Origin of the sequence: Methylobacterium sp. 190mf (assembly GCF_900107945.1) — a bacterium.
Taxonomy (GTDB): domain Bacteria; phylum Pseudomonadota; class Alphaproteobacteria; order Rhizobiales; family Beijerinckiaceae; genus Methylobacterium.
In genome coordinates, this window is record NZ_FNVI01000004.1 from 203232 (window position 1) to 222862 (window position 19631).

Annotated in this window: 18 protein-coding genes; 10 read left to right on the plus strand and 8 right to left on the minus strand. The window is 71.9% G+C overall.

Features of this window, described 5'->3' with window-relative positions; translation table 11 throughout:
• Nucleotides 1-39 precede the first annotated feature (39 nt).
• The 4 genes from nadC to C4T42_RS06600 form a co-directional block, all read right to left on the minus strand.
• Nucleotides 40-912 carry a carboxylating nicotinate-nucleotide diphosphorylase gene (nadC, locus tag C4T42_RS06585; RefSeq protein ID WP_042671249.1) on the minus strand — a complete coding sequence of 291 codons (873 nt, stop codon included), beginning with the start codon at nucleotides 910-912 and terminating at the stop codon, nucleotides 40-42.
• Nucleotides 909-2423: an L-aspartate oxidase gene (locus C4T42_RS06590; protein WP_042671251.1), complete on the minus strand. Its 1515-nt coding sequence runs from the start codon at nucleotides 2421-2423 to the stop codon at nucleotides 909-911. Before C4T42_RS06590 ends, nadC begins: the two co-directional genes overlap by 4 nt.
• Nucleotides 2420-3436, minus strand: coding sequence for a quinolinate synthase NadA (nadA, locus tag C4T42_RS06595; protein ID WP_103984947.1), 1017 nt, complete (start codon nucleotides 3434-3436; stop codon nucleotides 2420-2422). Before nadA ends, C4T42_RS06590 begins: the two co-directional genes overlap by 4 nt.
• A 138-nt stretch (nucleotides 3437-3574) precedes the next feature.
• Nucleotides 3575-4399, minus strand: coding sequence for an aldo/keto reductase (locus C4T42_RS06600; RefSeq protein WP_042671255.1), 825 nt, complete (start codon nucleotides 4397-4399; stop codon nucleotides 3575-3577).
• Nucleotides 4400-4659: 260 nt separating this feature from the next.
• On the opposite strand from C4T42_RS06600, the gene paoA reads away from it, so the two are divergent.
• The 4 genes from paoA (at nucleotide 4660) to C4T42_RS06620 (ending at nucleotide 10195) form a co-directional block, all read left to right on the plus strand.
• A complete protein-coding gene (paoA, locus tag C4T42_RS06605; protein WP_103984905.1) occupies nucleotides 4660-5316 on the plus strand; it encodes an aldehyde dehydrogenase iron-sulfur subunit PaoA in 657 nt (218 codons plus the stop codon).
• Nucleotides 5317-5326: 10 nt separating this feature from the next.
• Nucleotides 5327-6301 carry a xanthine dehydrogenase family protein subunit M gene (locus C4T42_RS06610; RefSeq protein WP_042671260.1) on the plus strand — a complete coding sequence of 325 codons (975 nt, stop codon included), beginning with the start codon at nucleotides 5327-5329 and terminating at the stop codon, nucleotides 6299-6301.
• Between the two features lie 21 nt (nucleotides 6302-6322).
• Nucleotides 6323-8545 (plus strand): xanthine dehydrogenase family protein molybdopterin-binding subunit, encoded by a 2223-nt coding sequence (locus C4T42_RS06615; protein ID WP_103984906.1) that lies wholly within the window; start codon nucleotides 6323-6325, stop codon nucleotides 8543-8545.
• 108 nt (nucleotides 8546-8653) lie between these two features.
• Nucleotides 8654-10195 (plus strand): AMP-binding protein, encoded by a 1542-nt coding sequence (locus C4T42_RS06620; RefSeq protein WP_103984907.1) that lies wholly within the window; start codon nucleotides 8654-8656, stop codon nucleotides 10193-10195.
• A 15-nt stretch (nucleotides 10196-10210) separates the two neighbouring features.
• Here C4T42_RS06620 and mgtE read toward each other — a convergent pair whose 3' ends face one another.
• Entirely contained in the window at nucleotides 10211-11581 is a 1371-nt protein-coding gene (mgtE, locus tag C4T42_RS06625) for a magnesium transporter (RefSeq protein WP_020090596.1), read from the minus strand.
• Nucleotides 11582-12016: 435 nt separating this feature from the next.
• On the opposite strand from mgtE, the gene pqqA (C4T42_RS06630) reads away from it, so the two are divergent.
• The 3 genes from pqqA (C4T42_RS06630) (at nucleotide 12017) to C4T42_RS06640 (ending at nucleotide 13389) form a co-directional block, all read left to right on the plus strand.
• Nucleotides 12017-12106: a pyrroloquinoline quinone precursor peptide PqqA gene (gene pqqA / locus C4T42_RS06630; RefSeq protein WP_007559223.1), complete on the plus strand. Its 90-nt coding sequence runs from the start codon at nucleotides 12017-12019 to the stop codon at nucleotides 12104-12106.
• An 80-nt stretch (nucleotides 12107-12186) separates the two neighbouring features.
• Complete coding sequence (gene pqqA / locus C4T42_RS06635; RefSeq protein ID WP_020090597.1) at nucleotides 12187-12276, plus strand: pyrroloquinoline quinone precursor peptide PqqA; 90 nt, start codon at nucleotides 12187-12189, stop codon at nucleotides 12274-12276.
• Nucleotides 12277-12435: 159 nt separating this feature from the next.
• The gene (locus tag C4T42_RS06640; RefSeq protein ID WP_103984908.1) at nucleotides 12436-13389 is read left to right on the plus strand and encodes a class I SAM-dependent methyltransferase; all 954 of its coding nucleotides are present in this window, start codon (nucleotides 12436-12438) and stop codon (nucleotides 13387-13389) included.
• Between the two features lie 4 nt (nucleotides 13390-13393).
• Here C4T42_RS06640 and C4T42_RS06645 read toward each other — a convergent pair whose 3' ends face one another.
• Nucleotides 13394-14641, minus strand: coding sequence for a nucleoside transporter C-terminal domain-containing protein (locus C4T42_RS06645; protein ID WP_020090599.1), 1248 nt, complete (start codon nucleotides 14639-14641; stop codon nucleotides 13394-13396).
• Nucleotides 14642-14698: 57 nt separating this feature from the next.
• Nucleotides 14699-15388 (minus strand): TetR/AcrR family transcriptional regulator, encoded by a 690-nt coding sequence (locus C4T42_RS06650; RefSeq protein ID WP_244603180.1) that lies wholly within the window; start codon nucleotides 15386-15388, stop codon nucleotides 14699-14701.
• 75 nt (nucleotides 15389-15463) lie between these two features.
• Between C4T42_RS06650 and C4T42_RS06655 the strand changes: the two genes are divergently transcribed.
• The 3 genes from C4T42_RS06655 to C4T42_RS06665 are packed head-to-tail and all read left to right on the plus strand — an operon-like array spanning nucleotide 15464 to nucleotide 18676.
• Nucleotides 15464-16309 (plus strand): SDR family NAD(P)-dependent oxidoreductase, encoded by an 846-nt coding sequence (locus tag C4T42_RS06655; protein ID WP_103984910.1) that lies wholly within the window; start codon nucleotides 15464-15466, stop codon nucleotides 16307-16309.
• Between the two features lies 1 nt (nucleotide 16310).
• Nucleotides 16311-17213, plus strand: a complete 903-nt coding sequence (locus C4T42_RS06660; protein ID WP_103984911.1) for an alpha/beta hydrolase — start codon at nucleotides 16311-16313, stop codon at nucleotides 17211-17213.
• Nucleotides 17210-18676, plus strand: coding sequence for an NAD(P)/FAD-dependent oxidoreductase (locus tag C4T42_RS06665; protein ID WP_103984912.1), 1467 nt, complete (start codon nucleotides 17210-17212; stop codon nucleotides 18674-18676). The genes C4T42_RS06660 and C4T42_RS06665 overlap by 4 nt, the downstream gene beginning before the upstream one ends.
• 68 nt (nucleotides 18677-18744) lie before the next feature.
• Here C4T42_RS06665 and C4T42_RS06670 read toward each other — a convergent pair whose 3' ends face one another.
• The gene (locus C4T42_RS06670) at nucleotides 18745-19398 is read right to left on the minus strand and encodes a protein-L-isoaspartate O-methyltransferase (RefSeq protein WP_103984913.1); all 654 of its coding nucleotides are present in this window, start codon (nucleotides 19396-19398) and stop codon (nucleotides 18745-18747) included.
• Nucleotides 19399-19631 lie beyond the last annotated feature (233 nt).

The window sequence follows — 19631 nt, forward strand, 5'->3', positions numbered from 1 at the left end:
TTCGGCCCCGCCGCGCCGGCGGCGCGCGGGGCCCGCCGATCAGGCGGCGTCGAGCCCCAGGTCGATGATCGCCGCCGAATGGGTGATCCAGCCGCAGGAGATCAGGTCGACCCCCGAGGCCGCGACGGCCCCGACCGTCTCGCGGGTGATCCGGCCCGACGCCTCGGACAGGGCGCGCCCGTCGATCATCGCCACGGCGCGGCGGAGCAGGTCGGGCCCCATATTGTCGAGGAGCACCGCGTCGATCCCGACCGACAGGGCCTCCTCCAGCTGCTCCAGGCTGTCGACCTCGCACTCGATCTTCACCAAGTGGCCGGCCCGGGACCTGGCGCGCTCGATCGCCGGGACGATGCCGCCGGCCACCGCCACGTGGTTGTCCTTGATCAGCACCGCGTCGTCGAGGCCGAAGCGGTGGTTCGAGCCGCCGCCGGCCCGGACCGCGTGCTTCTCCAGGGCGCGCAGGCCCGGCGTCGTCTTGCGGGTGCAGACGATCGAGGCCTTGCCGTGCGGGCGCGCGGCCTCGACGAGGCCGTGGGTGGCGGTGGCCACGCCCGACATCCGGCAGAGCAGGTTCAGCGCCACGCGCTCGGCCGTCAGGATCGCCCGCGCCGGCCCCTCGAGGCGCAGCACCACGTCGCCCGGCGCCACGCGGGCGCCGTCGCCGCGCTCGACCGTCACGCTGACGGCCGGGTCCACCAGCGCGAAGGCGATGGCGGCGGCGTCGGTGCCCGAGATGACGCCGTCCTGCCGGGAGGCGATCACGCCGCGCATCCGCTCGCCCGGGGGGACGATGGCGTCGGTGGTGATGTCGCCGGCCCGGCCGAGATCCTCCAGCAGGGCGGCGCGCACCACGGGCTCCACGAGGAGCCGCGGCAGGGGGAGGATCTCATCGGAGAGAACCGACTGGGTCATGGCGTCAGCGCCTCCTCGGCGGACGGGGTCGCGGCGATCGGGTCGGCCAGCGCGGCCTCGGTGTGCGCGGCCGCGGCGAGATGGGGGAAGTCGCTGCGCCAGTGGGCGCCGCGGCTCTCCCGGCGGGCGAGCGCGCCGCGGGCGATGAGCAGCGCCACGAGGGCGGCGTCGCAGGTCTCAGCCCCCGCCTCGAGGACGGCGACGGCTTCCTCGAGGCCGGCGGCGTCGCGCACGACGCCGACCCTGCGCTCCATCAGCGCGCGGATCGCCGGCAGGTCGCCGGCGGCACGGACAGACACGGCCTCGGGCACGATCGCGGCGGGCGGCGGCGTGTCGAGCCCGTCGGCGATGAAGCGCGCGTAGGCGAGGCCCTCCAGCAGGGAGTTGCTGGCGAGCCGGTTGGCGCCGTGGAGGCCCGTCGAGGAGACCTCGCCGCAGGCGTAGAGGCCCGGCACCGAGGTGGCGCCGTACGCGTCCACCTTCACACCGCCCATGTGGTAGTGCGCCGCCGGGCGGACCGGGATCGGCTGCACGGCGGGGTCGATGCCGGCGGCGGCGCAGAGCCCCGCCACGGTCGGGAACCGCGTCGGCATCGCGGCGCCGAGCGCGCCGCGGGCGTCGAGATAGACCGTGCGGCCCCGCTGCAGCGCCTGAAAGATGCCGCGGGCGACCACGTCGCGCGGCGCGAGGTCGCCGCCCGCGATGCCGGCCATCACGGCGGCGCCGGTCTCGTCGATGAGGCGGGCGCCCTCGCCGCGCAGGGCCTCGGTGGCGAGCGGCATCGGGTCGGCGCCGGCCGCGATGGCGGTCGGGTGGAACTGCACGAACTCCATGTCGCGCATCACCGCGCCGGCCCGGGCGGCGAGCGCCAGCCCGCGGCCGACGGCGCCCGGCGGGTTGGTGGTCGCCGCGTAGAGGGCGCCGACGCCGCCGGTGGCGAGCACCACCGCGCGGGCCGGGATGCGGAAAAGCGCGCCGTCGCGCTCGGCGACGATGCCGGCTACCGCCCCGCGCGTGTCCCGGAGCAGGTCGCAGGCCCGCGCGGTGACGACCTCCACGGACGGCGCCGACAGCACGGCCCGCACGAGCCCTTCGAGGACGCGGGCGCCGGTGGCGTCGCCGCCGGAGCGGACGATGCGGCGGCGGCCGTGGGCCGCCTCGAGCCCGAGGGCCAGCGCGCCGTCGTCGGTGCGGTCGAACGGGACGCCGATCCGCACGAGCCAGTCGATCAGCGCGGGGCCCTCCGCGGCGACCCGGAGCGCCACGTCGGGCTCGGTGAGCCCGGCGCCGGCGGCCTCCGTGTCGGCGGCGTGGAGCGCCGCCGCGTCGTCGGCGCCGACCGCGGCCGCGATCCCGCCCTGGGCCCAGCCGGTGGCGGTGCCGAGGCCGAGGGCCGAGGCCGTGACCAGCGTCACCGGGCGGGGCGCGAGGCGCAGCGCGACGCTGAGGCCCGCGACGCCGCCGCCGACCACGACGACGCGGTCGGCGCTGTTCGGGGAGATCGCGTTCATCGTGTGCGCACCTCGAGCATGCGCTCGACCGCGGCCCGGGCGCGGTCGGCGAGCGCCGGGTCGACCGTGACCTCGTGGGTCATCGTCTCGAGCGACCGCCGGATGTTGCGCAGGCTCATCCGCTTCATGTGCGGGCACATGTTGCAGGGCTTGATGAACTCGATGTCCGGGTTCTGCGCCGCGATGTTGTCCGCCATGGAGCACTCGGTGACGAGCACCACCTGCTTCGGCCGCTTCTCGACGACGAAGTCCATCATCATCGCGGTGGAGCCCGAGAAGTCCGATTCGGCCACCACGTCCGGCGGGCATTCCGGGTGCGCGATCACGGTCACCCCGGGATAGCTGTCGCGGACGTCGCGGATGTCGGCCGGGGTGAAGCGCTCGTGCACCTCGCAATGGCCGGCCCAGGTCAGGATCTCGACCTCCGGTATCTCGGCCTGGACGTTCTGCGCGAGGAACTCGTCGGGGATCATGAGGACGCGGGGGGCGTTCAGCGACTTCACCACCGCGACGGCGTTGCCGGAGGTGCAGCACAGGTCGGACTCGGCTTTCACGGCCGCCGAGGTGTTCACGTAGGTCACGATCGGCACGCCCGGGTATTTGGCACGCAGGCCGCGCACGTCTGCGGCGGTGATCGAATCGGCCAGCGAGCAGCCGGCGCCCATGTCGGGGATGAGCACGGTCTTGCTCGGGTTCAGGAGCTTGGCCGTCTCGGCCATGAAGTGGACGCCCGCCAGCACGATCACGTCGGCGTTCACGTTCACCGCCTCGCGGGCCAGCGCGAGGCTGTCGCCCACGATGTCGGCCACCGTGTGGAAGATCTCGGGCGCCTGGTAGTTGTGCGCCAGGATCACGGCGTTGCGCTCCCGCTTCAGGCGCAGGATCGCCTCGATGTCGGGGGCGAGCGCCGGCCACTCGATCGCGGGGACGTGCCGGCTGACGCGTGCGTACAGATCCGGAAGGGGCAGGCCCGGGATCGTCGTGTGGGAGACGGGTGCAACGGTCGCCGTCATGGCGTCCTCCATTATGCTCAGTTTGAGCATTGTGCCGTCTAACTTATGGGGGCCGGACGCGCCTGTCCAGATATGCTAGCTGTGAGCATAAATCTTTTGCGGTGCGATGTTACGCTGCGCCGCCGAAGGCTCGAGCGCTCAGCAGAAGGTCGCCGGGTCAGGTCCGATCCGGCCGTCGGCCCGGTCGAGGCCGGCGATCCGCGCCATCTCGTCCGCGCCGAGCTCGAAGTCGAACAGCGCGATATTTTCGGCGATGCGCCGCGGGGTGGCGGTCTTGGGGATCGCCACGCATCCGATCTGGATCTGCCAGCGGAGCACCACCTGGGCGGGCGTCTTCCCGTGCGCTTCCGCGATTGTGAGGATGACCGGGTCGTTCAGCTCCTTGCCCCGGCCCAGCGGGCTCCACGACTCGGTCACGATCCCGTGACGGGCGTCCTCCGTGCGCGGTTCTTTGCGCTGGAAATAGGGGTGCAGCTCGATTTGGTTGACGGCCGGGGCCACGTCGGTCTCGCCGATCAGCGTGGCGAGATGCTCGGGCGAGAAGTTCGACACGCCGATGGACTTCGCGCGGCCCTCCTTCCGGAGCTCGATCAGCGTCTTCCAGGTCTCGACGAACAGGCGACGCTGCGGGCACGGCCAGTGGATCAGGTACAGGTCGACATAGGGGAGACCGAGTTGCCGCAGGCTCTCGTCGAAGGCGCGCCGCGCCTTGTCGCGGCCCTGGCGGTCGTTCCAGAGCTTCGTGGTGACGAAGATCTCCTCGCGGGGGATCCCCGCGTCCCGGATGCCGCGCCCGACGCCCGCCTCGTTGCCGTACGCCGCGGCCGTGTCGATCAGACGATAGCCGGCGCGGAGGGCCTGTCCGACGAGATCCGGAGCCTGGATATCCGAGAGCTGCCAGCAGCCGTAGCCGATCTGCGGGATGTGTCGGCCGTCGTTGAGCGGCAGGGTCGGGATAGCCATGAGGCGAGGCTCCGGTGTCGTGGTCCGATCAACCCAAACGCTCGCAGCGGGACGCGTTCCAAGGCGTCCCCGTTCTCGCGAGCGCAGCGAAGCAAGGAGGGAGCGATCGGGTCACGACCTGGGTCCAGCGCCCGTAGCGGCGGAGCCGCGCTGAACGGGCGCAGTCTGGACAGGATCTAATCCATCCGGCCGGACGTTGGCGCACCAGATTCCAAGCTGCGCGCGGCGTCCCACGCGCGGTGCACGGGCTGGATGGCAGCATGACAGACGCGATTCCGACGAAGCCGCTCGCGCTGACGCGGCGGGCCGTGGTGGAGGGCTGTGCGGTGGCCGGCGCACTCGGTGCCCTCGGGTTCCGGCCCAGTCCCGCGATGTCCGCGGCGGCGCCGGGCGATCAGGCTCCGCAGACCATGCCGGTGCGGCTCACCATCAATGGCCAACCGCACGATCTCGTCCTCGACACCCGCACGACGCTCCTCGACGCTCTGCGCGAGCACCTCGCGCTCACCGGCACCAAGAAGGGCTGCGATCACGGCCAGTGCGGGGCCTGCACGGTCCTGGTCGACGGCCGGCGGATCAATTCCTGCCTGACGCTCGCAGCGATGCACGAGGGCGACCCGATCACCACGATCGAGGGCTTGGCGGACGGGGACAAGCTCCACCCGATGCAGGCGGCGTTCCTGGAGCATGACGGCTTCCAGTGCGGCTACTGTACGCCGGGCCAGATCTGCTCGTCGGTCGGGATGCTGAGCGAGGCCAAGGCCGGCTGGCCGAGCCACGTTACCGAAGACGTCGCGGCGACTCCGACACTCAGCGACGCCGAGATTCGCGAGCGGATGAGCGGCAACATCTGCCGCTGCAGCGCCTACCCGAACATCGTCGCGGCGATTCGCGACGCCGCCGCCACCAAACTCTGAGGAGGCGCAGATGAAGGCCTTTGCCTACGAGCGCCCCGCCACCGTGCAGGACGCCGCGAAGCTCGCGGCCGAGCGGCCGAACGCCAAGTTCATCGCCGGCGGCACCAACCTCCTTGACCTGATGAAGCTTCAGATCGAGACCCCGGCGACGCTGATCGACGTCAACCGGCTGCCGCTCGACAAGGTCGAGGCCACGCAGGACGGCGGCCTGCGCATCGGCGCCCTGGTGCGGAACGCCGACCTCGCGGCCGACACGCGGGTCCGAAAGGACTACGCCGTGCTGGCGAAGGCGCTGCTGGCCGGCGCCTCGGGGCAGTTGCGCAACAAGGCGACCACCGCCGGCAACCTCCTCCAGCGGACGCGCTGCTACTACTTCTACGACACAGCCATGCCCTGCAATAAGCGAGAGCCCGGTTCCGGTTGCTCGGCGATCGGCGGGTTCAACCGGATCATGGCGGTGGTCGGGGCGAGCGAGGCCTGCATCGCCACCAACCCGTCCGACATGAACGTCGCCATGCGCGCCCTCGACGCGACGGTGGAGACGGTGAACCCGGACGGGCAGGCGCGCAGCATACCGATCGCCGACTTCCACCGGCTGCCGGGCGACACGCCGCAGATCGAGACAGAGCTGCGCAGGGGTGAGATCATCACGGCCGTGACGCTGCCGAAGCCGGTGGCCGGCACGCACATCTACCGGAAGGTCCGCGACCGGGCGTCCTACGCGTTCGCGACCGTGTCGGTGGCCGCCGTGATCGCGGGCGCCGAGGGTGGCAAGCCCCAGGCCGCGCGGCTCGCCTTCGGCGGCCTGGCGCACAAGCCCTGGCGGGTGGCCGAGGCCGAGACGGCGCTGGTGCAGACCGGCTCGGCCGACGCCGCCGCCGACGCGGTGCTCAAGGGCGCCCGCGGCTACGGCAGCAACGACTTCAAGATCCCGCTGACGCGCCGGACCCTCCGGGCCGTCGTGGCGCAGGCGACCCGCGCGTAATTCCCGGCAAGGACCGTTCCCATGGAGATGAACCAGCCGATCGGCCGGACGCCCCTCGACGACCGGCCCGACGGCCTCGTCGGCAAGCCGCTGGACCGGGTCGAGGGCAAGCTCAAGGTCACGGGGCACGCGCCCTACGCGTACGAGACCAGGGCGCTGAAGAACCCCGCCTACGGCTTCATCGTGCCGGCCACGATCGCTTCCGGCACGATCCGGTCGATCGACGCGGAGGCCGCCCGCAAGGCGCCCGGCGCGATCCTGGTGATGACCTACGAGAACGTGCCCGAGCAGGGCGAGAAGAAGGAGCAGGTCTGGCCACAGCTCCAGGGGACGGAGATCCGGTTCTACGGGCAGCCGGTCGCCTTCGTGGTCGCCGAGACCTTCGAGCAGGCGCGCGCCGCCGCGATGCTGGTCAAGGTCCGGTACGACGCGGCCAAGCCCAAGGGGCTGCTCAAGGACAGCCTGGCGGCGGCCTACGAGCCGAAGCCGGTCAACTCGCCGCCGGATTCCAAGCTCGGCGACTTCGACGCCGCCTTCGCGGCCGCACCGGTCAAGCTCGACGTGGAGTATGTCACGCCGAACCAGATCCACGCGCAGATGGAGCCGCACGCCACCATCGCGTCCTGGGAGGGCGACGGGGTCGTGCTCTACACGGCCAACCAGATGCCGAACCGGGGCCAGAAATCCCTCGGCTCGGTGCTCAAGCTCCCCCCCGAGAAGGTGCGCATCGTCAGCCCCTATATCGGCGGCGGATTCGGCGCGAAACTGCAGGTCCAGCCGGAGGCGACGCTCGCGATCCTGGCCTCGAAGGTGATCCAGCGTCCCGTGAAGGTCGCGCTCACCCGGCAGCAGGAGTTCCACGTCGCGACCCACCGGACTGACACGATCCAGCGGATCCGCCTCGGCGCCGACCGCGACGGCCGTCTCTCCGCGATCAGCCACGAATCCTGGTCCGACACCGCCGAGGGCGACGGGTTCTTCGAGACCTCGGCCAACGTCACCCGCTCCCTGTACGCCGCGCAGAACCGCGTGACGCGCCATCGGCTGGTCAACCTCAACATGCCGATCGCCTCGGCGATGCGCGCTCCAGGGGAGGCCGTAGGCCAGCTCGCCTTCGAGTGCGCCATGGACGAGCTCGCCGAGCAGCTGAAGATCGACCCGATCGAGCTCCGGGTGCGCAACGAGCCGGCCGAGGATCCCGAGAAGAAGGTCCCGTTCTCGACCCGCAAGCTGGTACCCTGCATGCGCGAGGGCGCGCGCCTGTTCGGCTGGGACAGGCGGCAGGCCGCGGGCTCCCGGCGCGAGGGCAACTGGCTCGTCGGCATGGGCATGTCGGCGGCCGCGCGCCTCAACCCGCTGATGCCGTCCGCCGCGAAGGTCCGCCTCGGGCCGGACGGCGTGCTGGTGGTGCGGATGGCGATGACCGATCCCGGCACCGGCACCTACACGATCCTCACCCAGATCGCCGGCGAGATGCTGGGGCTGCCGCCCGAGCGCGTGCGGGTCGAGATGGGCGACACCGAGTTCCCGTTCGCGGCCGGCTCCGGGGGATCCTTCGGCGCCGGCTCGGCGGGCTCGGCGCTCTACGTCGCCTGCGACAACCTCCGGCAGGCCCTGCTCAAGGCCGGCGACCTCAACCCGGACGGCGCCACCTTCCGCGACGGCGCAGTCACGTCCGGCAACCGCACGGAGAAGCTCGCCGACCTCGCCAAGGCGGGGATGGAGGCCTCCGGCGAGATCAAGCCCGGCGAGATGAAGCAGAAGTTCTCGCAGTACTCGTACGGAGCGCACTTCGCAGAGGTCGGGGTCGACGTCGATACCGGCGAGATCCGGCTGCGGCGGATGCTCGGCGTGTTCACCGGCGGGCGCATCCTCAACGCCAAGACCGCGCGCAGCCAAGCGATCGGCGGCATGACCTTCGGCGTCGGCGCGGCGCTGATGGAGGATGCCGTGGTCGATCCGCGCTACAGCTTCTTCGTCAACCACGACATGGCCGAGTACCACGTGCCGGTCCACGCCGACCTCCCGGAGATCGACGCGGTGTTCCTGCCGGAGCTCGACGACAAGGCGAACCCGCTGAAGAGCAAGGGGCTCGGCGAGCTCGGCATCTGCGGCGCCGGCGCCTCGCTCGCCAACGCGATCTACAACGCCACCGGGATCCGGGTCCGCGACTACCCGATGACCCTCGACAAGATGCTCAAGGGCTTCGAGGAGCAGGAGGGCCAGGCGCAGCGGCGGACCTGAGGGCCAGACTGCCCGGGGGCCGCGCTCGCCGGCGGGGCGACGGCCCCAGTTGACGCAGGCGCGCCCAGGCGGGACACCCGGCGAAAAGCCGCCCGCGGGGAGCGCCCGGTGTCCGACAGCCAGCACGATAACCGCCGTCCGCCGGCCCGCTTCAACGCGGCGCGGTACTGCCTCGCCGAGAACGCGCGCCTGCGTCCCGACAAGACCGCCCTGGTGATGGTCGGCGACGGCACCGCGGACCGCCTCAGCTTCGGCGAAGTCGAGCGGGCGGTGCGCGGCATCGCGGCGGGTTTCCTCGGCCTCGGCCTGAGGCCCGGCGACCGGGTGATGATCCGGATGGGCAACGAGGCCGACTACGTCCTCGTCTACTTCGGCGCCCTGGCGGCCGGCCTCGTGGCGCTGCCGTCCTCGCCGCAGCTCACCGAGAGCGAGGCGGCGTTCCTCATGGACAATTCCGGGGCCGCCGCCGTGGTGATCGGAAGCGGCTGCACGGTCGCGCCCGAGGTCCTGGGCGGGCGCCTCCTGCTCGACGCCGCCGCGGTCGCCGCCCTGAAGGCCGGTCCGCCCATGGCCGAGTACGCCGACACCGCCGCCGACGACCCGGCGATGCTGATCTACACGTCCGGCACGACCAGCCGGCCGAAGGGCGTGCTGCACGCGCACCGCGCCGCCTACGGGCGCCGCCCGATGCTCGACCACTGGCTCGGGCTCACCGAATCCGACGTGATGCTCCACGCCGGCACCATGAACTGGACCTACACGCTCGGCGTCGGGCTGAGCGATCCCTGGTCGGTGGGCGCGACCGCGGTGCTCTACAACGGCCCGCGCGATCCCGGAATCTGGCCGCGCCTGATCGCGGCCTACGGCGCGACCCTGTTCGCCGCCGTCCCGACGCTCTACCGCCAGATCCTCAAGTACGGCGACCTCGGCGCCCACGACCTGTCGAGCCTGCGCCACGGCTGCACGGCCGGCGAACCCCTCGCGGTGGAGCTCCTGGAGGCCTGGGGTCAGGCCACCGGCAAGCCCCTCTACGAGGCGCTGGGGATGAGCGAGATCTCGACCTACATATCCAGCGGCCCGACCATCCCGGTGCGCCCCGGCTCGCCCGGCAAGCCGCAGCCGGGCCGGCGGGTGGCGATCCTGCCCGTGGCGGGCGAGCCCGAGCCGCTCCCGGCCGGAGAGAGCGGGCTCCTCGCCGTCCACCGGACCGAGCCGGCGCTGATGCTCGGCTACTGGAACCGGCCGGAGGAAGAGGCGGAGGTCATGCGCGGCGACTGGTTCGTCGGCGGCGATCTCGCCCGCCTCGACGCCGACGGCTACATCTGGTTCGAGGGCCGCAACAACGACCTGATGAAGGCGATGGGCTACCGGGTCTCGCCGAACGAGGTGGAGGCGGTGCTGTCGACCCACCCGTCCGTGGCGGAAGTGGGGGTCGCCGAGCTGCCGGTGCGGGCGGACGTCTCGGTCATCTGCGGCTTCGTGGTGCTGCAGGCTAGCGCCGAGCCCGACGCGGAGGCCCTGCTCGCGTGGTGCGCCGAGCGGCTCGCCGCCTACAAGCGCCCGCGGGAGATCCGCTTCCTCGACGCCCTGCCGCGTACGGCGAACGGCAAGGTCCAGAGGAAGCGGCTGGCCGAGGCGGTTACGGGATGATGCGCGGAGGCCTTCCTACAGCAGCGTCCCGCGCAGGATGAGCAGCGCCACCGAGAAGTAGATGACGAGGCCGGTGACATCGACCAGCGTCGCCACGAAGGGCGCCGAGGCGGTGGCCGGATCGAAGCCGATCCGCTGGAGCAGGAACGGCAGCATCGAGCCGGCGAGCGATCCGAAGGTCACGATCCCGACCAGCGCCGCGCCGACCGTGGCGGCGACCAGCGGCCAGTGCGCGCCGTAATCGTAGAGGCCGAGCTTCTGCCACGCGACGATCCGGATCACCGCGATCACGCCGAGGATCGCGCCGAGGAAGATCCCGGTCGGCAATTCGCGCAGCGCCACCCGCCACCAGTCGCGCAGGCGGATCTGGTGGAGCGCCAGCGCCCGGATCAGCAGCGAGGTCGCCTGCGAGCCGGAATTGCCGCCGGAGCTCATGATGAGCGGGATGAACAGGGTCAGGACGATCGCCTTCTCCAGCTCGCCCTCGAAGCCCTGCATGGCCGAGGCGGTGAGCATCTCCGACAGGAACAGCGCGCACAGCCATCCGGCCCGCTTCCGGATCATCGTGAAGAAGCCGATATCCATGTAGGGCTCGGGCAGCGCCTCCATGCCGCCGAAGCGCTGCACGTCCTGCGTCTGCTTCTCGATCATCGCGTCGATCATGTCGTCGACGGTGACGATGCCGATCACGTGGCCGACCGCGTCGACGACCGGCAGCGCCAGGAGGTCGTACTTGGAGATCAGCCGGGCCGCCTCCTCGCGGCTGGCCGTGGGCGAGACCGCGAGCGGCCGGCGTCCCGGCGCGACGCTGAGCACGTTGTCGCCCGGGTCCCCCGAGATCAGGCGCCGCAGGGGCACCGCCTTGGTGAGCGCCCGGGTGCGCGGGTCGAGCACGAAGATCGCGTAGATCGTCTCCCGGGTCTTCTCGACGTGGCGGATGTGCTCCAGCGTCTGGCCCACCGTCCAGGTCCCCGGCACGGTGACGAACTCGGTGGTCATAAGCGAGCCCACGGTCTCCTCGCCGTAGGCCGACAGGCGATCGACAGCGCCGCGGGTCTCCGCGTCGAGGCGGGCACGCAGGTCGGAGCGGCCCGGCTCCTCGATCTCGCGGAAAACGTCCGTGACCCGGTCGGCCGACATGCCCGACAGGTAGCCGGCGACCCGGTCCCGCGGCAGCATCTCGATGATGTCGGCGGCGCAGTCGAGTTCCGGCTGGTCCAGCACCTCGATCGCCCGCTCCAGCGGCAGGCCGAGCAGGATGGCGGCGGCGACCTCGGGAGCCTCGTCGTTCAGGGCCTCGACGATGTCGGGCGCCCGTTCGTCCGACAGGCGGGCGGCCAGCACGGAGGGATCGACGCGCGTATCGAAGGGGGCGATCTCGTTCATGGCCTCGCCTCGTGGGTTACGAGGCGACGCGGCGCCGGTCATCCTGGGTTTGGGCCGTGGCCGGCCGCCGCGTCGGTCGCCCCGCGGCCGGGCCTCTCAGCGGCTCAGGCGGAACGACGGCACGGGGCCGGGCACGGCAGGCACGATCGGTCGGGCACGTCGCTTCGCGGGTCGCTGCTGGAATGGGAGCGCGACACCGTCGGGGACACCGTCGCGCGGGTGCGTCGTGCGCCCGGGCGCGGGGCCCGTCAAGCCGAAACCGCGCCCATCCGCAGCCGATGCCGAACAGGGCTCCGGCGGGTGGCCGCGCGGCCACGGAACGACCCCGCGCCGCCCACGGCCAGGCTCCCTATGAGAAATATAAGTGTTGTGCTCGCTTGTATTGCGTCCAAGATATTGCCTATATGGATCGCAGCAACAGCGAGGAGAAACGCCATGGCTTGGTCTGCCCCGATCGTGTCCGAGATCTGCGTCGGCATGGAAGTCACCAGCTACGAGTCCGCCGAGATCGACACGTTCAACTAAGTCGCGCGCGGTCCGGAGCGCGATTCGCTCCGGCCTTCGTGGCCTCTCTATCCATCGCATCAACTTACCTGGAGGAAATCATGGCTTGGTCCGCCCCCGTCGTCTCCGAGATCTGCGTCGGCATGGAAGTCACCAGCTACGAGTCCGCTGAGATCGACACCTTCCACTAAGACGTCGCTCTGACGTTTCCGGGCGCTGCTTCATTCGAAGCGGCGCCTTTTTCTTTGCGCGCTCGACACGAGCCGCGCCTCGGCTTGACGGGCCGCACCAAACCTGTGCCGCTGCGGCGCCCCGGACCAGCCGGGCCTGCGGAGCGAGCGAGGACCAGTTTGGCGGACAGCGCGCACACGGCCGATCGGTCGATCCCCCCCTGCCCGATCACCGGTGCCCCCGCTCTGCGCTGCGTCGAGCGCCTGGACGCCGGCTTCCTGACGCTCCTCTGGCACTATTCCGGCCGCGTCGATGTCGGGCCGCTGCTCCGCCCCGCCGGCACGTTCCGGCTCTGGGAATCTCCTACGGGACTGATCTTCTTCGATCCGCCGGTGGCCGGCGACGCGGCCTTCTACCGGGCGTTTTACGGCCGGATCGCCGCGCACGATAAGCTCGCCGGCCCGGAGACGGAGCGCCTGGAATTCCGCCAGGCCGCCTCGCACGTCCCGTCCGGAGCCCGGGTGCTCGATGTCGGCTGCGGCCACGGCGGGTTCCGCGCCTACGTACCGGACGCCACCTATACCGGCCTCGATCCGAACTTCTCCGCCGAGGACCCGACCGGCGCGATCCTCGACGAGACCGTGGAGGCGCACGCGGCGCGCGTCGGGCCGGTCTACGACGTCGCCTGCGCGTTCCAGGTGATCGAGCACGTGGCGGACCCGCTGGGTTTCGCCCGGGCGCTCGCGGCCTGCGTCAAGCCGGGCGGCGTGGTCCTGATCGGCACGCCGCTCTGGCCCTCGCCCAACACCACGGTCCCGAATTTCGTCATCAACGCGCCGCCCCACCACCTGACGTGGTGGACGCCCAGAGCCCTGGAGGCGCTGGCCGGGACGCTCGGCTGCACGCCCGAGGCCGTCCACGCCATCGGCATGGACCGGCACGATTCGCTGATCCACTGGATGGCCAAGGTCAGCCCCGTCCGCTGCCGCGACCGCTTCTTCCGGCGGACATGGTCCTGGGCGGCGGCGCTCGCCTTCGCGTACGGCGTCGGCGCCGTCCTCGACCGCGTCCTGCCGGTGCCGAAGCGGACCCGCCCGAACGCGCTGCTGCTCGCGGCGCGCAAGGCGGCCTGACCCGTCACGCCACGAACAGCCCCGCGATCGCCGCGCTCGTGAGGTTCGACAGCGTCCCCGCGAGGATGGCCCGCAGGCCGTACCGGGCGACCTCCGAGCGCCGCTCCGGGACGAGGCTGGAGAAGCTCGCGAGCTGGATCGCGATCGACGCGAGATTCGCGAAGCCGCACAGGGCGAAGCAGACGATGGCCTGCGCCCGCGGCTCGAGGGTTCCGGCTTTCAGGACCGGCGACAGGTTGGCGTAGGCCAGGAACTCGTTGAAGGCGAGCTTCTGGCCGATCGCCCCGCCGACCAGGGTCGCCTGGTCCCAGGGCACGCCGAGCAGCCACGCCAGCGGGGCGAGCGCCCAGCCGAGCACGCCCTCGAACGAGGCGGACGGGTAGCCGATCCAGCCGCCGAGGGTGCCGAACAGGCCGTCCGCCAGCGCGATCAGCCCGACGAAGGCGATCAGCATGGCCCCCACCGAGACCGCCACCGCGAGCCCCTTCTGAGTGCCGTCGGCCGCCGCCTCGATGATGTTGGCCGCCCGTGTCTCGCCGAACTCTACCCGGGTGGTGGCGATCCGGGTCGGCTCCGTCGAGGGCATCAGGATCTTGGCGTAGACGAGGCCCCCCGGGATCGCCATCACGGAGGCCGCGAGCAGGTAGGTCATGGGCACGCCGAGCGCCGCGTAGCCGGCCAGGATCGAGCCCGCCGTCGACGCGGCGCCGCTCGACATGACGGCGAACAGCTCGGCGCCGGTCAGCAGGGCGAGGAACGGGCGCAGGGCGACGGCGATCTCGCTCTGGCCGATGGCGATCGTGATCACCGCCGAGAACGACTCGATCGGCGAGGTGCCGAGGATCCGCCGGAGCACGGCGCCGAGCCCGCGGGCGAGCACCTGCATCACGCCGAGGTGGTAGAGCACGCCGATCAGCGCAGAGACGTAGAGGATCTGCGGCAGGACCCGCAGCGCCAGGATGAAGCCTGAGCCGCCGAACAGCTCGAACATCTTCGGCTCGACGAGGCCGCCGAACAGGAAGGCCGTGCCGCGGTCGCCGTAGGACAGCACGGTCACGACCGCGTCCGCGGCGGCGCGCAGCGCGGCCTGCCCGGCGGGTAGGAACAGGACCAGCGCGCCGAGGCCGACCTGCAAAGCCAGTCCCGTGAGGACCACGCGGGGACTGATCGCCCGCCGGTTGGTCGAGAACAGGAACGCGACCGCGAGCAGCACGAGCAGGCTGAGGCCGGCATGGGTCAGGCGGTCGAGCATCGCGTCCTTCGAGTCCGAGCTTGGCCGGAGCGCATGGAAGGATCGGGCCAGTGGCCGTCAAGTAGGGCTCTCGGGCGCGAGATAGGGCGCGAAGAGGTCGCGGACCTGCGCGAAGCCCCAGTCCCGATCCGCTTCCGTCAGGGCGGTGCCGCCCTGGAGACGGTGGCTCATCCAGTGGCTCGACACGATCCAGGCGTTGTCGATGAGTCGCCCGAGCGCGTCCGGGGAAACGCGCAGCCGTCCCGCCCGCACGGCCGCCTCGAACACGCCGCGGGCCAGCGCCTGGGTCTCGGCCCGCAGCGTGTGGACCCGGGCGCGCAGGGCCGGCGCGATCTCCACCATGGCGATACCGTCGCGGTAGACGCAGCGGTAACGCCACATCAGGTCGAACCACGCCCTCTGGTAGGCGAGCAGCGCCTCCGGCGCCGCGGGATCGGCGGGCATCCGGCCCGCGACCGCCATGGCCTCGGTCTCGAAGGCCGCGAACAGGGCTTCGACGAGGCCGCGCTTGCGCGGGAAATGGTACTGCAGATTGCCCTCGCGGATCCCCGCCGCGGCCGCGATCTCCGCCGTCGTGACGTGGCCGAGGCCGCGGGTGTTGAACAGCGCGAGGCTGACGGCGAGGATCCGCGTGCGCGTGTCGGGAGACGAGGCCCCGGGATCGACCTCCGGGCCGACCTCCGGCTCGCGCTCGCCCCTCTGACCCTCGCCCCGCGACATGACCCCGTCCCCGCCTAGGGTGCTCACCCTAGACAATCCGGCCGGCCGGGCCTATCCCCCGTGGACGTTCCGATCCAGATCGGCGGCACGGGGAGGCGCGGTTTGGCACAGCGGTTCCAACTCGCGGGCGCGGTGGCCCTGATCACCGGGGCGGCGAGCGGCATCGGCGCGGCGCTGGCCGAGGGTCTCGCCGCGAAGGGCTGCGCCCTTCTCCTGGTAGACCGGGACGAGACCGGCCTTACGGCCGTCGCCGCAAAGATCCGCGGCGTCACGGTGGAGACGCGCGTCCTCGACCTCACCGATGCCGCGGGGATCCGCGCGCTGCCCGCCTGGGTCGCGGAGCGGTCCGTGCATCTCGACCTCCTGATCAACAACGCCGGCGTCGCCCTCGGCGGCCGGTTCGACGAGACGCATCTCGATGATTTCGAGTGGCTGCTCGACATCAACCTGCGCGCCGTCGTGCGGATGTGCCACGCCTTCCTGCCGATGCTCCGCGCCCGGCCGGCGGCGCAGATCGTCAACCTGTCGAGCCTGTTCGGCCTGATCGCCCCGCCCGGCCAGGTCGCCTACTGCACCAGCAAGTTCGGGGTGCGCGGCTTCTCGGAGGCCCTGCGGCACGAGTACGCCGGCACCGGCCTCGGGGTGACGGTGGTCCACCCGGGCGGCGTCGCCACCGCCATCTCCCGCAACGCCCGCGGCCGGCGGCCGCCGACCGATCCGGAGGCGGCGAAGCGCGCGGCCGTGGAGGACGAGGAGGCGCGGGAGGCGTTCGGCAAGCTCCTGACCCTGGCGCCGGCCGACGCGGCCGCAGCCATCATCCGCGGCATCGAGGCCCGGGCGCCACGGATCGTGGTCGGCAAGGACGCCAAGAACGCCGCGCTGATCCAGCGGCTGATGCCGGTGGGCTACTGGAAGACGATCGTGCGCCTGTCCGGCGGGACGCTCTGAGATGGCGAGCCTGCGCGCGTATCTCGGGGCCTACATGGTCCGCAGCCGGGTCCGAGGGCCCCTGTCCCGGGCGCGGAACGCGGCCGCGTTCCGCCGGATCTTCGAGGCGCCGACCTTCCCCGACCCCAAGGGCGTCACCTACGAGCCGGGCCTCGTCGGCGGGATCAAGGGCGAGTGGGTCCGGCCGAAGGCGGGCCCCGGCCGGCGGATGCTCTACATCCACGGCGGCGGCTTCATCGCCTGCTCGCCGCGGACGCACCGTCCCGTCACCGGCGCGCTGGCGAACCGGGGCTTCACGATCTTCGCGCCCGAGTACCGCCTCGCCCCCGAGCACCCGTTCCCCGCGGCGGTCGACGACGTCACGGCGGCCTGGGCGGCGTTCAGCGCCGAGGGCGCCGCCTGCGTGGCGGGCGAGTCGGCCGGCGGCAATCTCGCCCTCGTGCTGATGGGCGAGGCCCGCGCCCGTGGCCTGCCGATGCCTTGGGCGGCGGCCCTGTTCTCGCCGGCCACGGACTTCATGTCCGAGGACGGATCGCGGGTGACCAATGCGTGGCGCGACGCCATGTTCGACCCGCAGGCGCTTGCGGCGATCCGGCCGATGTATCTGGGCGCCGCCGATCCGGCCGATCCGCGGGTCTCGCCGCTCTACGGCGACCCGACCGGCTTCCCGCCGCTGCTGTTCCATGTCGGCGCCCGCGAGGTCCTGCGCGACGATTCCGTGCGCATGGCGGAGCGGGCCCGCCGGGCCGGCGTCGAGACGGAACTCAAGCTCTTCCCGGTCGTGTCCCATGCCTGGCAGTTCGCCGCCAGCATGCTGCCAGAGGCGCGGACCTCCCTCGATGAGGCCGCGGCCTTCCTGACGGCGCACGCGCCCCACGCCCCGTCCGGGAGCCCCCTGCGATGACCGAGCCTGCGGACGAGACCCTGGCCGTCCTCATCGTCGGCGCCGGATTCTCGGGGCTCGCGATGGCGATCCGCTGCCGTCAGGCGGGCATCGGCCCGCTGCGGGTTATCGAGAAGGCCGACGGCATCGGCGGCACGTGGCACGACAACACCTACCCGGGGGCGGCCTGCGACGTCCCCTCGCACCTCTACTCGCTGTCCTTCGCTCCGAAGGCCGACTGGAGCCGGATGTACGCGCCGCAGCCGGAGATCCTGGCCTATCTCCAGGACACCGCCGAGCGGAACGGCCTGACGCCCCTGATCCAGCTCGGGACGACCTTCACCGGCGCCACCTGGGACGCGGCGCGCGCCCTGTGGCACGTGGAGACCGACCGGGGACCGATCACGGCGCGCGCGATCGTCGCGGGCATGGGCGGCCTCCACCATCCGGCCTACCCGGACATCCCCGGCCGCGACGCGTTCGCCGGCCCCGCCTTCCACACGGCGGCCTGGGATCACTCCGTGGCGCTTGCCGGCAAGCGGGTCGGGGTGATCGGCACCGGCGCCAGCGCGATCCAGGTGGTGCCGGAACTCGCCGCCGTCGCGTCCCACCTGACCCTGTTCCAGCGCACCCCGCCCTGGATCATGCCCAAGAACGACCACGCCATCGCGGAGCGGGCCCGGGAGCGCTACCGACGCCTGCCGCTCAGCCGGCGGCTCGAGCGGGCGCGGCTGTTCTGGCTGCACGAGGTGCGGGCGCTGCTCGGCTTCACCAAGGTCTCGAAGCTCACCGGCCAGGCCGAGTCCCTGGCGCGGCACCATCTCGCCAAAGCGGTCCCCGACAAGGCCCTGCGGGCGAAGCTGACGCCAAATTACCGCCTCGGCTGCAAGCGGGTGCTGATCTCCGACGAGTACTACCCCGCGCTCCAGCGCCCGAACGTCACCCTGGAGACGAACGGCATCGCCCGGATCACCGAGACCGGCGTGACCACCGGGGCCGGGCGGCATCACGACCTTGACGTGATCGTCTACGCCACGGGCTTCGACGTGGCCGCGACCTTCGCGCGGATGCACCTCGTCGGCCGCGACGGGCAGAGCCTGACCGAGGCCTGGGCCGGCGGCGTGGGCGCCTACCAGGGCATCACGGTCACGGGATTCCCCAATTTCTTCATGCTGCTCGGGCCCAATACCGGGCTGGGCCACAACTCTGTCATCTCGATGATCGAGATCCAGGTGCAGCACGTCCTCGACTGCCTGAAGGCCCTGCGCGGCGGGACGACGACCATCGAGGTCCGGCCGGAGGCCCAGGCCCGGTTCGTGGACCGGATCCACAGCCGCATGGCCGACAGCATCTGGCAGGCCGGCGGCTGCCGCAGCTGGTACCTCGACGCGACCGGGCGCAACAACACCCTCTGGCCCGACTCGGTCATGGCCTATCGCCGGAGCGCGCGCCGGGCCCGGCTGGGGGATTACAGACTCGGCTGATCGGGGGCTGCGGCACCGTCACGCATCCGCCCGCACGGACGGAGGCGGACCCGATCCGGCGCGCGCTGTCAGAACGCGAAACCGGCTTCCGCCGCGAAGGCCTCGAGACCGGGCAGCGACGCGTCGAACAGCGGCCGGGCGCCGAACGCGTCGCCGGCGCGCACGAAGAGCGTGACCTTGGCGTTGCGGTGCGGACCGAACACGCAGACGAGGCGGCCGTCGTCCTTGAGCTGGTTCAGCAGCGCCTGCGGCCGGACCTCGACTCGGCCGTTGATCAGGATGACGTCGAAGGGGCCCTGCTTGGGCGCGCCGTCGGCGATCGGGCCTTCGATCACCTGGGCGGAGGCGCCGAGCCGGGTGCGCGCCGCCGCGGCGAGTTCGGGCACCGATTCCAGCGCCGTCACCTGCGCGCCGAGTTCCGCCATGACGGCGGCGGCGTAGCCGTAGCCGGTGGCGACGTCGAGGGCGGCGACGCCCGGCCGGACCCGCAGGGCCTGGATCATCCGGGCCACGACCATCGGGGCCGGCATGCAGCGGGTCTCGCCGCCGGCCTCGCCGAGGTTCAGGGTCTGGTCGATATACGCGAAGAACTCGCGGCCCTTCGGCACGAAGGCCTCGCGCGGCACGGTGTCGAACGCGTCGAGCACCGTGTTGTCGTTCACGTCGAAGGTCCGCAACTGGCAGTCGACCATCATCCGCCGCGCCTGCGCGTAATCGATCATCGATACGTGTCCTCGAACCGGATCGGAACGCCGCGTCGGCCGGGCTCCGGCGGACGGCCGGCAACCCCGGCCAAGCCTAAGCTTCCCGGACGGGGGGCGTTTTCGGAGATCATTGCCCAAAACGCAAGGTGAGCCGACGCGACAGCCGAAGATGGCCCCGGAGGACGCGGCGGCGCACCGAATCCCGGCCGACGTTACGGCGGCCGCGGAGTGTCGCCTCCCTGTCGCCCGGG

Coding starts and splice junctions, on each gene's coding strand:
- nadC (WP_042671249.1), bottom strand. CDS start 912: ATGACCCAGTCGGTTCTCTCCGATGAGATCCTCCCCCTGCCGCGGCTC.
- C4T42_RS06590 (WP_042671251.1), bottom strand. CDS start 2,423: ATGAACGCGATCTCCCCGAACAGCGCCGACCGCGTCGTCGTGGTCGGC.
- nadA (WP_103984947.1), bottom strand. CDS start 3,436: ATGACGGCGACCGTTGCACCCGTCTCCCACACGACGATCCCGGGCCTG.
- C4T42_RS06600 (WP_042671255.1), bottom strand. CDS start 4,399: ATGGCTATCCCGACCCTGCCGCTCAACGACGGCCGACACATCCCGCAG.
- paoA (WP_103984905.1), top strand. CDS start 4,660: ATGACAGACGCGATTCCGACGAAGCCGCTCGCGCTGACGCGGCGGGCC.
- C4T42_RS06610 (WP_042671260.1), top strand. CDS start 5,327: ATGAAGGCCTTTGCCTACGAGCGCCCCGCCACCGTGCAGGACGCCGCG.
- C4T42_RS06615 (WP_103984906.1), top strand. CDS start 6,323: ATGGAGATGAACCAGCCGATCGGCCGGACGCCCCTCGACGACCGGCCC.
- mgtE (WP_020090596.1), bottom strand. CDS start 11,581: ATGAACGAGATCGCCCCCTTCGATACGCGCGTCGATCCCTCCGTGCTG.
- pqqA (WP_007559223.1), top strand. CDS start 12,017: ATGGCTTGGTCTGCCCCGATCGTGTCCGAGATCTGCGTCGGCATGGAA.
- pqqA (WP_020090597.1), top strand. CDS start 12,187: ATGGCTTGGTCCGCCCCCGTCGTCTCCGAGATCTGCGTCGGCATGGAA.
- C4T42_RS06645 (WP_020090599.1), bottom strand. CDS start 14,641: ATGCTCGACCGCCTGACCCATGCCGGCCTCAGCCTGCTCGTGCTGCTC.
- C4T42_RS06660 (WP_103984911.1), top strand. CDS start 16,311: ATGGCGAGCCTGCGCGCGTATCTCGGGGCCTACATGGTCCGCAGCCGG.
- C4T42_RS06665 (WP_103984912.1), top strand. CDS start 17,210: ATGACCGAGCCTGCGGACGAGACCCTGGCCGTCCTCATCGTCGGCGCC.
- C4T42_RS06670 (WP_103984913.1), bottom strand. CDS start 19,398: ATGATCGATTACGCGCAGGCGCGGCGGATGATGGTCGACTGCCAGTTG.